Genomic DNA, 12,386 nt, shown 5'->3' on the forward strand with positions numbered 1-12,386 from the left:
CTGCTCAGCCGGCCGGCCGGGTGGCGCGCAGGACGCCGATCTTGTCGATCCGGTGCTCGGGGTTGCCGTTGGCGTCCCGCCAGCGGTTGCCCGCGGCGTTGTCCTCCGGCGTGGCGCAGGTCGAGACGGTGATCATCGGCTGGACTGCCTCCTCGCCGGGATGCCCCGGAACGGCCGCGCGCTGCTCGGCCAGGGAACGCGGGGAGCGGAACGACGTGGCCCTGGTGCCCGTGATCACGTACTCGTACGCGGTGCCGTCCAGGGTGACCAGCACGACGTCGCCGTCGCGCACCGCGGGGAGGTCCCGCAGCGGGCTCCCCGCGGAGAGCCGGTGCGCCGTGACCAGGTAGTTGCCCACCTGGCCCGGGCCGACGCCGCCCTGCTCGCCGTAGGGGCTGGCCGCCACCCCGCCGTTCTGGATCCGGGTCCCCGGCGCGTCGTCCGTGGTGCCCTCGTAGGGCACCACCTTCAGCCCCGCCAGTCCGATGGCGGGGATGGCGAGGACGGCCGTGCCGGTGCGGGCGGCGGTGCCGCCGGGAGCGGACGGCGCGGCGGTGGCCGACGGCGCGGTGGGGGCAGCCGGCGCGGTGGGGGTGGCAGCCGGGGCCGGGGAGCCGGTGACCGAGGGGTCGGCGCCGGACGCGGAGGATCTCGTGGAGGCGCCGGGCGGGCTCGCGGGGGACGACACCGCGGTCGGCGGGTCGGCCGTTGCGGCGCCGGCCCCTCCGCCCGCGCAGCCCGCGAGAAGGGCGAGGACCGCTCCGGCGAGCGCGGAGGCGACGAGCTGGGGTGCGGGCACGGTGATCCTGGGGAGTCCGGGGGTGGTTCGTGGGCCGCCATGGTGCCTCACCGGCGACGCCCGGCGGCGGGGCGGAGGACGGGCGGAGGCGAAACGTTCGTCTCTCGTTATCTTGACCGCCCCTGCGTCGGTCCGCGCATCAGGGCCCGGGGTGCCCCGCCACCGCCCCGCGCGCCCCGCCCCGCGCGCCCCGTGCCGCGCGCCCCGCCCCGCGCGCCCCGTGCTGCGCGCCACCGCCCCGCGCGCCCCGTGCCGCGCGCCCCGCCCCGCGCGCCCCGTGCTGCGCGCCACCGCCCCGCGCGCCACCGCCCCGCGCGCGACCGTCGCCGTGCGTGCCGCCGCCGGGCCCGCCGACGGTCAGCGGTCCGGACCGAGGACCACGTCGGCGATCAGACGCGCCACCGCGTGCGGCTGCTCCACCATCACCAGGTGCCCGCTGTCCGGGACCACCTCCAGGGTCACGGACGGGCAGGCCTCCAGCGCGGCGTGCTCGGCGTCGGTCAGGCCCACCTCGTCGCGGTCGCCGCGCACCACCCACGCCCGGGCACCGGAGCCGCACAGCCTGGGCACCAGCGAACCGTGCCGGTCCAGGTACGCGAAGTACTCGGCCATCGCCCGGCGGCAGAACGGCGCGGAGTTCTTCCTCAGATCGGCGAGCAGCGCCGGCCTGCGCCGCTCGGGGATGCTGTCCGCGAGTGCCTTCGGCGCCAGCCACAGCATCGCCGGCCAGGCCGCGGCCCCGAGACCGGGCACGCGTCCGATCGCCGTCGCGACCGCCAGCGCCCTGGACTCGTCCGGCCGCGAGAACGTCGGGGACAGCAGCACCACCGGGCCGGAGAAGTGCCCGCCGCCGACCATCTCGATGGCGATGTTCGCGCCGATGCTGTGACCGACCACGACCGTGCAGCCGTGCTCGGCGGCGAAGGCACCGGTGATCGCCGCGTAGTGCTCCATCGACACGTCCGCGGGCGCGACCGTCCCGGCGTGGCCCGGGACGGTCGCCGCCACCAGGCGGATCGGTGCGTCGGCGAGCGGCGGCGCGGCCGTCATGTCCTCGTAGAAGGCCGTACTGCACAGCCCGCCGGGCAGCAGCAGGACCCGGTGCGGGGCGTCGGCCGGGCCCGCCTCCCGAACGTCCCACGTGTGGAATGGCGCGGCACTGCTCACGGCTGGACCCTCCGTCTCGTTCGACCCCCTCGGAAGTCTCCCGCGCCGCCGCCCGCCGGTCGGTGACCCGGGGCCGGGCGCGGCATGTCGGACCGCGGCCGCCGTGTCCGCGGCGCGGTCGGCCGTTGCGCCCGCCCGGTCGGCGTGCCGGTGCGACCGCTGGCGGCCGCACCGGCACGCCGTTACGTTCGCGACATGAGCGAGACCAGCACCCCCGGCCGCGGCCTGCGTGTCCTCCGCGCGCCCGAGACGCTCCTGGACGAGCCCGGTGCCCGCCTCTCCCACGGCGGCGTCCTGGACACCCCGTCGGGTCTGTTCACGGTCCTGGCTCTCGAACGCCGGCCGGGTCCGCCGCGCCCGGCCGGATCCGTGTCGCCCTGGCTGGTCTACCTCACGGAGCCCGGCCGCCGCGACGCGCTGCTCGCCCTTCCCGGCCTCTTCGGCGACGCCGAGCACGGCGTCCAGGTCACCGTCTGCAGCTTCGGCCCCGTGCGGGACCCCGGTCGGCTGGTGATGGCCGTCCACCACCCGGATCTCCCGCGTTCCCTGGGGGTGTTCCTCGACTCGCCGGTGACGCCGTCGTCCTCGGCCGCGTGGCTCGTCGAGCCGGCGGTCCTGCCGCCACCGGCCCCCCAACCGGTCCAGGTGTGGCACACCGGGCTCCTCCGGATCCGGAACCTGCTGTTCACGCACCTCGAAGCCACCCCCGACTCCCCGGGCACCGCCGGCGGCCCCGGCACTCCCGACCTGGTGGACGACCCGGCGTGGGACCTCAGCTCCCGGCGCCCCGAAGGCACACCGCGCCCCCTGCAGGCCGGATTCCCGGACGGCGCCCACCACCGCCGGGGCGCCGCCTCGGCGGGCCCCGGGCACTCCAGCTACGACGGCATCCTCTCCGCCCCCGACTCCCCGGCGCTCTTCACCTGGACCTGCCACCCCTGCGGAACCACGGCCGAACAGACGGTCCGTCCGCGATAGCCGGCGTCAAGATCGTGACATGGAACGGTTGTTGTGGGCCGACGGGGCCGGGCCGGGGAGCGGGGGCGCTGCCCGGGCGGTACGAAGTCCGTGATCGTCCGAGGTAAAGCCACTGGTGGGCGGCCCGTTCATTCGGAATGATCGTGCTCGTGACAGACGCACCGATCGGCCGCAGCGCCGAATACACCATCCTGACCACCGGCTACGTGGGCTCCACCGGCCCCGGGGTCGCCGCCACCGTGTCCTACATATCCGACGCGGGCCGCCACGTGATCTTCGACCCGGGCATGGTCGCGAGCCGTGACCGCATCCTCGCCCCGCTCGCGGAACTGGGCCTCGGCCCGGACGACATCACCGACGTGGTGCTCAGCCACCACCACCCGGACAACACCATGAACGTGGGCCTGTTCGGACGGGCGACGGTCCACGACCACAAGGTGGAGTACTCGGACGACCGGTGGCGGAACCGGGACGCGGAGGGGTACGAACTCACCCCGTCGCTGCGGCTGATCCGCACCCCGGGGCACAGCCCCGAGGACATCACGCTGCTGGCGGGCACGAGCGCGGGCGTGGTGGCGTTCGCCGGCGACCTGTGGTGGCACTCCGAGGGCCCGGCGGACGACCCCGTCGCCCCCGACCGTGAGGTCCTGCGTGCCTCCCGGCTGCGGGTGCTGGCCGCCGCCGACCTGATCGTGCCCGGCCACGGAGGCCCCTTCAAGGCCGACGACGCCGCGCCGCTCTAGCTGTTCTGTCCTGTGAGGTCCGCGGCGCGGACCGCGGAATGCCGTGCGGACATTCCTCGGTGACACGAAGACGCACGGGGCGGCGGGGTCCGCGAGGTCGACGGACCTCCGCGCGCCGCCGCCCCGCACCGCCCTGCGCGCCGTTCCGGGCCTGCCCGGTTCGGTTGCCGGTCCGGCTCGTTGACAGGGCATGGCGGAAGACGTGGAAGGCGCCGGACCGGCGCCGATGGTGTGGGCGCTGGCGGTGCACGAGTCGGCGGCCGGGGTGCCCTTCGCGGAGGTGATCGTGGAGATCGGCCCGCACCTGTACGGCGAGTTCGTCGAGAGCGTGGTGGACAGCGGGTTCGTCCTGGCGGCGGGGGAGCCGCCCGCCACCACCGCCGTGATGGAGGTGCGCGGATCGCTGCTGACGCGGCTCGTACTGGTGGGCGGCCGACAGGTCTGGGAACCGGCCTCCGAGGTCCGGGCCTCGCCCGGGTGGGTGTCGGCGGCCGAGGGGCGCGGCAGGGTGATCGTGATCCTGGTGCCACCGGGCACCTGGCCGCCCGACCTGATGGAGCTGGGGACCGAGGAGGGCATCGGCGTCTTCACCCGTCGGCTGGACGAGGCCCGGGCCGCGGGGCTGCTGCTGCACGGCGCGGTCCGCCTGGACAGCGGGCCCGAACGAGCCGCCGACCGCCCCTGACCCGAGGCCGGCACCGGCCGTGACGGTCCGACACCCCGGCATCCCGGCATCCCGACACCCCGGCACCCCGGGGCGCCGGGCCGGGAGCCCTGATCGCCGCCCCCGCGCCCGGTACGCCCTGGGCCGTCACTCCGGACGCAGGCTCAGGACGAGCTCGCGCGGGAGGCCGTGGGTGTCGTGGAGGTAGTGGAGGTCCTCCTCGCCCAGCGGTCCGTGGAAGCGGGGCCGGGCCAGGATCCGCCGTCCGCGCTCCAGCAGCCGGCCGAAGCGCTGCTCCTCGTCGAGCAGCACCCCCCGCACGACGTCCTGCCCCACGTCCTGGCGGAACCGGCCCAGGGTGTGCCGGATCAGCTCGTCCGGCAGGTCCCCGAGACCGCGCCGCGGATCGTCGCGCCGCAGGACGGTGAGCACCCGTCGCACGAGCCGGCGCAGGACGTAGCCGCGGCCGGTGTTGGCCGGGCGCACCCCGTCGCCGATCACGACGACGGCGGAGCGCAGGTGGTCGCACACCAGCCGCAGTGACGGTTCGTCCAGCTGCCACAGCGGTGGCACGAGCCGGCGCCAGGGGTCGAAGACGTCGCACTCGAACACCGACGTCCGGCCCTGCAGCAGCGAGGCCAGCCGTTCCAGGCCGAGTCCGGTGTCGACGTTGCGTTGGGGGAGCGGCACGAGGGATCCGTCGTCGAGGCGGCGGTGACGCATCATCACGTGGTTCCACACCTCCACCCAGCGGTCGTCGCCGGTCGGCGTCGACTCCGGCGGGGTGTCGCCGGTCCACAGGAAGATCTCCGAGTCCGGGCCGCACGGGCCGGTCGGTCCGTTGGACCACCAGTTGTCCTCGACGGTGAGTTCCACCGGCACCCCGCGTTCCTGCCACAGCTCCAGGGAGGAGGTGTCCGGGCCGGTTCGGTCGTCGCCGCCGAAGACGGTGGCGTGGAGCAGCCCCGGGTCGATGCCGAACCCGTCGGTCAGCAGCCCGAAGCCCCAGTCGAGGCTCGACGGTCCCTCGTAGTCGCCGAGCGACCAGCTGCCGAGCATCTCGAAGACGGTCAGGTGCGTTCGGTCGCCGACCTCGTCGAGGTCCGTGGTGCGCAGGCAGCGCTGGACGTTGACCAGTCGCCTGCCGAGGGGGTGCGGGCGCCCCTCCAGGTAGGGGGTGAGCGGGTGCATGCCCGAGGTCGTGAACAGCACCGGGTCGCCGGGAGGGGGCAGCAGGGTCGAGCCGGTGATCCGGCGATGCCCGCGCTCCTCGAAGTACTCGGTGAACGTGCGGACGATCTGATCGCTGTGCATGGGGTGGGCTCCTTCGCGGAACAGCGGGAAGGGCACCGGAGAACAGGTCCGCCCGGTCGACGGAACCGGGGCGCGAACGCGTGGAGCCACCGGCGGACCGTTTCCGGTGGCCGGTGGGAGTGACGGGATACGTCAGGCGGCGGCAACCGGCGAGCTGGTCGCTCGCGCGGTCGCGGTGGTGCTTCGGCCCATGACGTTCATGGTCCCGAGGCTAACGCGCCCCGTGCCCGGGGGCCACACCTTTTGTGCGTGCTCCGCCGAGGCCGGACGCCGGGGGGACCAGGGACGCCCCGGGACGCGCCGGGCGGGCCCGGCCGGGCCCGGTGGCGACGGTGCGGCGGCGGGCGGCACAATGCTCGATCGTGAAGATCACTGCGCGGGAGCTCAACCGGGCCACACTCGGCCGCCAACTGCTGGTGCGACGTGAGCCGCTGGACGTCGTCGAGGCCCTCGGCCGGGTGGTCGCGCTGCAGGCGCAGCACCCGGCCTCGCCCTACCTGGCGCTGTGGAACCGGATCGACGGTTTCGCCCCGGCCGAGCTGGACGCCGCGTTCGCCGACGGCAGGATCCTCAAGGCGACCCTGATGCGGATCACCCTGCACGCGGTCCGGGCCGACGACTACCGGGTCCTGCGCCGGGCGATGCGGCCGACCCTGTACGCCGCCCGGCTCGGGAACCGCTTCGCCGCCGCCGGACTCACCCCGGCCGACGCCGAGGAGCTGGTGCCGTCGCTGCTGTCCTTCGCCGACCAGCCGCACGCGAACGGCGAGATGGAGGCCTGGCTGGGCGAACGGCTCGGCGCCGAGCGGCAGGCGGGCGCGTGGTGGGGACTGCGGGCGTACGCGCCGCTGGTGCACGCCGTCACGGGCGGTCCGTGGTCCTTCGGCCCGCGGCCCTCCTTCGTCGCGGCCCACCCTCCGGAGGAGCCCCGGACCGGACCGGGCGGCCGTGAGGTGGACACCGAGGCGCTGGAGACCCTCGTCGTGAGGTACCTGGCCGGATTCGGGCCGGCCTCCGTCGCGGACGTCGCCCAGTTCGCCACCGTACAGCGGGCGCCGGTGCGTACGGCGCTGCGCGTGCTGGAGGCCGCCGGCGCCGTCGAGCAGCTCCAAGGGCCGGACGGTACAGCCCTGTTCGACCTTCCCGACGCCCCGCGCCTGCCGGCCGACACCCCGGCGCCGCCCCGCCTGATGGCGATGTGGGACAGCGTCCTGCTCGCGTACGCCGACCGCAGCCGGCTGATCCCGCCGGACTACCGGCGGCTGGTGATACGCAACAACGGTGACGTGCTGCCGACCCTGCTGGTGGACGGTCACGTCGCCGGGGTCTGGCGACCGGTCGAGAACGGCATCGAGGCCACCGCCTTCCACGAGCTCTCCGCCGGGGCGTGGGAGGGCCTGGCCGAGGAGGCCCGCGCCCTGACGGGACTGCTGGCCGACCGCGAGCCCCGCGTCTACCGCCGCTACGACCACTGGTGGCCCCGGCTCCCGGAGGGCGTGACCAGGGTACTGCCGGGCTGAACCGGGCCCGCGACGACCCGGTGCGTCGGGGGCTACCGGGCCCGGTCCTCCAGGACGGCCTGTGCGGCGTTGTGTCCGGGAATGCCGCTGACGCCACCGCCGCGGATCGCTCCCGCGCCGCACAGCAGGACGTTGGGGCGGTCCGTCGCCACGCCCCAACGCGCTGCGGGGCTGTCGCCGGGGTCCTGGGCCGTTTCGCCGACGGCTTCGTCGGCGGCGAAGGGGAACGAGAGATCCCGGTGGAAGATGTGACCGCCCGGCAGGCCGACCTCCCGCTCCAGGTCGAGCGGCGTCTTGGCCTCCAGGCAGGGCCGGCCCTCGCGATCCGTCGCCAGGCAGTCGGCGATCGGCTCGGCCAGGACCGCGTCGAGCCGGGCCAGACTCGACGCCAGCGCCCGCTCCTTGGCCGCCGGGTCGGCGAAGAGCCGTGCGGGCATGTGCAGGCCGAACAGGGTCAGCGTCTGGAACCCCTGCCGGATCGCCTCGGGACCCAGGATCGACGGGTCGGAGAGGGTGTGGCAGTAGATCTCCGAGGGCGGAGCCGAGGGGACCCGGCCCGCCGCCGCCTCGGTGTAGGCCGTCTCCAACTGGCGGTAGCCCTCGGCGATGTGGAAGGTGCCGGTGAACGCCTCCCGGGGATCCACGGAGACGTCCCTGAGGCGCGGCAGTCGGCGCAGCACCATGTTGACCTTCAGCTGGGCGCCCTCCGGGGCCGGCCCGGGATCGTCGCCCAGCAGCCGGGCGAGGGTCGCGGGGGCGGCGTTCACCAGGACCCGGCCCGCCGCCACGGTCGCCTCCCCGTCCCGATGGCGGTAGGACACCTCGGCGTCGCCGACGCCGGCGGTGGCGACGGCGGTGACCTCGCAGCCGGTCCGGATCTCCGCACCGGCTGCCAGGGCGGCCCCGGCGAGGGCGTCCGTCACGGCGCCCATCCCGCCGACGGGGACGTCCCAGTCGCCCGTCCCGTTGCCGATCACGTGGTAGAGGAAGCAGCGGTTCTGCAGCAGCGAGGCGTCATGGGCGTGGGTGAAGGTGCCGATCAGCGCGTCCGTCAGGACGACTCCGCGCACCAGGTCGTCGGCGAAGGTCCGCTCGATCGTCTCGCCCAGCGGCCGTTCGAAGAGTGCCTCCCACGCGGCGTCGTCCGCGACCCGTCGGCGCAGCTCGGCGCGCGAGGGCAGCGGCCCGGTCAGCGTCGGGAACACCCGGCGGGCGACCTGCCCGGTCATCCCGTAGAAGCGCTGCCAGGCCGCCCACTCCCGCTCCGTCCCGGTCAGGGCCCGGAACGACTCCCGCGTCCGGCCGGGATCGGCCGCGTCCACCAGCAGCCCGGTGGGCTTCCCGTCGCGGAGGGTGGGGGTGTACGAGGTGATCCGGCGCCGCCGAAGGTCCAGCCGCAGCCCCAGGTCCCGGACGACCTGGTGCGGCAGGAGGCTCACCAGGTACGAGTAGCGTGACAGCCGGGCGTCCACCCCCGGGAACGCGCGGGCCGACACCGCGGCCCCGCCCACGTGCGGCAGCCGTTCGAGCACCAGGACCCGGAGTCCGGCGCGCGCCAGGTACGCCGCCGCCACGAGTCCGTTGTGTCCACCGCCGACGATCACGGCGTCGTACCTGAGGGACGGGTGCGCGCTCACACGGCAACGCTACGGCACCGGCGGCGGCCGGGGAACATGTGCGCGTCAACGAGACGCGTCTCATCGGGTGTCTCATCGGGCGCCTCGACTGGGCGCCTCGACTGGGCGCCCCGACGGGGCGCGTCGCCTTCGCCCGGAGCGTGGCGTCGGGGCCGGCACCGGCCCCGGCCTCGAATAACCCCGGGAGCGGAATGGACCTGGGGGCGGGATTCACGACAGAATGGTCTAGACCTCACTGTCGCTCCAGAAATGGTGGACCAATGGAAATCGTGATCGTGCCCGACGCCGCCGCCGCAGGCAGCCTCATCGCCGCAGCGATCGCCGATCTGCTGACCGCCAAGCCCGACGCCCTGCTCGGTGTGGCCACCGGCTCCACCCCGACGCCGATCTACCAGGCGCTCGCCGCCCGCGTGGAGGCCGGAACCGTCGACGCCTCCCGCGCCCGGATCTGCCAGCTGGACGAGTACGTCGGCCTCCCGGCCGGCCACCCCGAGTCCTACCGCTCGGTGGTCCTGCGTGAGGTCGTGGGTCCGCTCGGTCTGACCGAGGCCTCCTTCATGGGCCCGGACGGCAACGCGCAGGACATCGCCGCAGCGGCGGCCGACTACGACCGCGCGCTCGCCGAGGCCGGCGGCGTGGACCTCCAGCTGCTCGGCATCGGCACCGACGGCCACATCGGCTTCAACGAGCCGTGCTCCTCGCTCGCCTCCCGGACCCGCATCAAGACGCTGACCCGGCAGACCCGCGAGGACAACGCCCGCTTCTTCGACAGCCTCGACGAGGTGCCGCACCACGTGCTCACCCAGGGCATCGGCACCATCCTGGAGGCCCGCCACCTGGTGCTCCTCGCCACGGGCGAGGCCAAGGCCGAGGCCGTGGCCCTCGCGGTGGAGGGTCCGCTGTCCGCGCTGGTGCCCGCCTCGGCCCTGCAGCTGCACCCGCACGCCACCGTCGTCGTCGACGAGGCGGCCGCCTCCGGCCTCAAGCTCGCCGACTACTTCCGTGACACCTACGCGGCCAAGCCCGCCTGGCAGGGTCTCTAGAGGTACACCGTCCGGCAGCCGCCGGGCTCGTCGTGGCCGCTGACGTACCCGCGCCGACGAGCCCCGCTGCCGGCCGCCGGGCGGTCCCGCCTGCCCCTCGCGGCAGCGGGGCCGCCCTGCCGTCGGACGGCGCGATGACGACCCTCGCGCGTCCGACCCCGGGATCGAGAGCCGCCGGCCGCACCGGCTGACCGGTCGTTCCGCCGCCGAGGCCGCTCCCTCGACGCGAACGGGTTGACGTTCGGCCCTCCCCGACCGTGTCATGCACTGCACGGCGCCGACGTACGCGCGCGCCGGCCTGCCCGGGGGGCCTTCGTCCGGGTCGGTGGTCAACAACTCCCGACGGCGTGGTGACTCCGCCGCCGGGCCCGGGGCGTGAAGCGCGGGCCGTGTCCGTCTGCTCGGAGTCGCGTACCCGTAGCCCGCCGGGGAAGCCGGCCGCCTCGATGCAGGACGCGTTCCCGTTCGGGCTGTGCGAGCACTTCCGCCGGCTCGGCGGGCGTGGCTGGTGTCGATGGTGCGACGTGGTGCCATTCGGCGCCACATCGGCGCCGCCCGGTGTCACCCTGTGCCGGTGCGGTGGTGGTGCCCGCGCGGTGTCGGCCCGATCCGGGTTCCCGGTTTCATGTTTCACCAGGTCAGAGTGGTCTTCCCAGAGGCCGCGCCACGCGGGGTGCCGCAGGGGCTTGCGTATGGCGCCATCGTGGTGCCACCATGGCGTCATGGACCTCACCCCGTATGTCGAGAACCTCCGTCGCGAACTCGCGGTGGCCGCCGAAGCCGGTGGGGAGGGCGCCCGCGAGCTGGCCGAGCGGCTCACCCTGCCGCTGGAATCGGCGACTCGTCTGACCTTGCTCAACGTGCTCTCCGCGGCGATGGACGAGGTCACCCGTGAGCTCGCCCCGGGGTCGGTCGACGTGCGGCTGCGCGGACTGGACCCCGACTTCGTGGTGACGCCGCCGTCGGCGGCCGGCCCCGCCGAAGCGCCCGTCGTGCCCGCCGAGCCGTTCCGGGTGCAGGTGTCCGCGGACGGGGACGAGGGCGGCACCGCCCGCGTCAACCTGCGACTGCCGGCGCACCTCAAGGCGCGTGCCGAGGAGGCCGCGACCCGTGAGGGCCTGTCGGTCAACGCGTGGTTGGTGCGGGCCGTGTCGGTGGCGGTCGACGGTGGCGCGCGCCCGCGGGCGACGGAGAGGACCCGAACGGTCGGACAGAGCATCACGGGCTGGGTGCGCTAGCCACGCGCCCGCCGGCACCACCCCACCCACGTACTGCGTCCCACCAGGGGGGACGCTGCCGAGACCCACGAGGACGGTACAGCCATGCCTTCTTTCGACACTCCCGAACCGATCTCCGTCACCGCCCACGTGGAAGCCGGCTCCGTCCGCTTCACGGCGGCGGACCGCCTCGACACCGTCGTCGAGGTCCGGCCCCGCGACCCGAAGAAGGACCAGGATCTGCGGGCCGCCGAGCGGACCGAGGTCGTCTACGCGAGCGGCACCCTGACCGTCAGGACCCCCAAGCAGCGCAACTCGCTCCGCCGCCCCGGAGTCGTCGACGTGACGGTCGAGCTGCCCGAGGGCTCGCACGTCGTCATGACCGGCTCGTGGACCCAGGTCCTCGGGGAGGGCCGGCTCGGCGAGACCCGGGTGAAGACCTCGTCCGGCGACGTCCGCCTCGACGCCACCGGTCCGCTGACGCTCACGGCCTCCCACGGCTCGATCACCGTCGACCGGATCGAGGGTGCGGCCGAGATCACCACCAGCTCCGGCAGTCTGCGCGTCGGCACCGTCGACGGCCCCGCCGTCCTGAAGAACTCGCACGGCACCACGACCGTCGACACCGCGACCGGCGACCTGCGGGTGAGCGGGGCGAACGGCGACATCAGCATCGGACGCGCGCTGGGCCCGGTCGCCGCCACCACCGCCCACGGGACCCTGCGCGTGGGTGAGGTGGTCCGCGGCGCCGTCCAGCTGGAGACCTCCTACGGCGCCATCGAGGTCGGCGTCCGCAAGGGCACCGCCGCCTGGCTCGACGTCAGCTCGGGCTCCGGGCAGGTGCGCAACACGCTCACCGACTCCGCGCCCCCGGAGCAGGCCGAGGAGACGGTCGAGGTCCGTGCCCGCACCCGGTACGGCAACATCGACATCCTTCGCGCCAGGTCCTGACGCCCGCGGCAGGACCGGCTTCACCCCACCGACTCCCTCAGCTCCGCTTCAGCCCCGAACGGGAGGGCCCCGTGCCTTCGTCTGTCATGCCCACGCCCAGGCGAGGTGGCGACCCGCAGCCGCCCGTCGCCATCTCCGCCACCGGTCTGCGCAAGTCCTACGGCGACAAGACCGTGCTCGACGGCATCGATCTGAGTATCCCGGCCGGATCCGTCTTCGCCCTGCTGGGCCCGAACGGCGCCGGCAAGACCACCGTCGTCAAGATCCTCTCCACGCTCATCGGCGCCGACGGCGGGCAGGCCCGGATCGCGGGCCACGACCTGACGGCCGCCCCGCAGGCGGTACGCGCCGCC

General features: G+C 74.8%; 12 protein-coding genes. 8 read left to right on the forward strand and 4 right to left on the reverse strand.

The window, feature by feature from the left end; genetic code table 11:
* Window positions 1–4: 4 nt before the first annotated feature.
* Window positions 5–799 carry a sortase domain-containing protein gene (locus PUR56_RS30050; protein ID WP_329951261.1) on the reverse strand — a complete coding sequence of 265 codons (795 nt, stop codon included), beginning with the start codon at window positions 797–799 and terminating at the stop codon, window positions 5–7.
* A gap of 357 nt (window positions 800–1,156) precedes the next feature.
* On the reverse strand, window positions 1,157–1,966 hold the full coding sequence (locus tag PUR56_RS30055; RefSeq protein WP_329876582.1) for an alpha/beta fold hydrolase: 810 nt from the start codon (window positions 1,964–1,966) through the stop codon (window positions 1,157–1,159).
* A gap of 195 nt (window positions 1,967–2,161) precedes the next feature.
* On the opposite strand from PUR56_RS30055, the gene PUR56_RS30060 reads away from it, so the two are divergent.
* From PUR56_RS30060 to PUR56_RS30070, 3 genes are all read left to right on the forward strand, one after another.
* On the forward strand, window positions 2,162–2,944 hold the full coding sequence (locus tag PUR56_RS30060) for a hypothetical protein (RefSeq protein ID WP_329951262.1): 783 nt from the start codon (window positions 2,162–2,164) through the stop codon (window positions 2,942–2,944).
* 149 nt (window positions 2,945–3,093) lie between these two features.
* Window positions 3,094–3,687: an MBL fold metallo-hydrolase gene (locus PUR56_RS30065; protein ID WP_329951263.1), complete on the forward strand. Its 594-nt coding sequence runs from the start codon at window positions 3,094–3,096 to the stop codon at window positions 3,685–3,687.
* Between the two features lie 190 nt (window positions 3,688–3,877).
* A complete protein-coding gene (locus PUR56_RS30070) occupies window positions 3,878–4,372 on the forward strand; it encodes a hypothetical protein (RefSeq protein ID WP_329876588.1) in 495 nt (164 codons plus the stop codon).
* 126 nt (window positions 4,373–4,498) lie between these two features.
* Here the strand turns inward: PUR56_RS30070 and PUR56_RS30075 are convergent, their stop codons facing one another.
* Window positions 4,499–5,665, reverse strand: coding sequence for an alanine--tRNA ligase-related protein (locus PUR56_RS30075; protein WP_329951264.1), 1,167 nt, complete (start codon window positions 5,663–5,665; stop codon window positions 4,499–4,501).
* Window positions 5,666–6,027: 362 nt separating this feature from the next.
* Between PUR56_RS30075 and PUR56_RS30080 the strand changes: the two genes are divergently transcribed.
* Window positions 6,028–7,185 (forward strand): winged helix DNA-binding domain-containing protein, encoded by a 1,158-nt coding sequence (locus tag PUR56_RS30080; RefSeq protein ID WP_329951265.1) that lies wholly within the window; start codon window positions 6,028–6,030, stop codon window positions 7,183–7,185.
* A gap of 32 nt (window positions 7,186–7,217) precedes the next feature.
* On the opposite strand, the gene PUR56_RS30085 is transcribed toward PUR56_RS30080, so the two are convergent.
* Complete coding sequence (locus tag PUR56_RS30085) at window positions 7,218–8,822, reverse strand: phytoene desaturase family protein (RefSeq protein ID WP_329951266.1); 1,605 nt, start codon at window positions 8,820–8,822, stop codon at window positions 7,218–7,220.
* 260 nt (window positions 8,823–9,082) lie between these two features.
* On the opposite strand from PUR56_RS30085, the gene PUR56_RS30090 reads away from it, so the two are divergent.
* The 4 genes from PUR56_RS30090 to PUR56_RS30105 form a co-directional block, all read left to right on the forward strand.
* Entirely contained in the window at window positions 9,083–9,865 is a 783-nt protein-coding gene (locus PUR56_RS30090) for a glucosamine-6-phosphate deaminase (protein ID WP_329876596.1), read from the forward strand.
* Between the two features lie 722 nt (window positions 9,866–10,587).
* The gene (locus PUR56_RS30095; protein WP_329876598.1) at window positions 10,588–11,103 is read left to right on the forward strand and encodes a toxin-antitoxin system HicB family antitoxin; all 516 of its coding nucleotides are present in this window, start codon (window positions 10,588–10,590) and stop codon (window positions 11,101–11,103) included.
* An 84-nt stretch (window positions 11,104–11,187) separates the two neighbouring features.
* Window positions 11,188–12,033 (forward strand): DUF4097 family beta strand repeat-containing protein, encoded by an 846-nt coding sequence (locus tag PUR56_RS30100; protein ID WP_329876600.1) that lies wholly within the window; start codon window positions 11,188–11,190, stop codon window positions 12,031–12,033.
* Window positions 12,034–12,119: 86 nt separating this feature from the next.
* The coding region (locus tag PUR56_RS30105; RefSeq protein WP_329876616.1) for an ATP-binding cassette domain-containing protein at window positions 12,120–12,386 on the forward strand (267 nt) is incomplete at its 3' end.

Source organism: Streptomyces sp. BE303 (genome assembly GCF_036290945.1).
Taxonomy (GTDB): Bacteria; Actinomycetota; Actinomycetes; order Streptomycetales; family Streptomycetaceae; genus Kitasatospora.

What these genes read in the sequence shown, in the direction of transcription:
- PUR56_RS30060 (WP_329951262.1), top strand. Translation starts at nt 2,162, where the DNA reads ATGAGCGAGACCAGCACCCCCGGCCGCGGCCTGCGTGTCCTCCGCGCG.
- PUR56_RS30070 (WP_329876588.1), top strand. Translation starts at nt 3,878, where the DNA reads ATGGCGGAAGACGTGGAAGGCGCCGGACCGGCGCCGATGGTGTGGGCG.
- PUR56_RS30075 (WP_329951264.1), bottom strand. Translation starts at nt 5,665, where the DNA reads ATGCACAGCGATCAGATCGTCCGCACGTTCACCGAGTACTTCGAGGAG.
- PUR56_RS30090 (WP_329876596.1), top strand. Translation starts at nt 9,083, where the DNA reads ATGGAAATCGTGATCGTGCCCGACGCCGCCGCCGCAGGCAGCCTCATC.
- PUR56_RS30095 (WP_329876598.1), top strand. Translation starts at nt 10,588, where the DNA reads ATGGACCTCACCCCGTATGTCGAGAACCTCCGTCGCGAACTCGCGGTG.
- PUR56_RS30100 (WP_329876600.1), top strand. Translation starts at nt 11,188, where the DNA reads ATGCCTTCTTTCGACACTCCCGAACCGATCTCCGTCACCGCCCACGTG.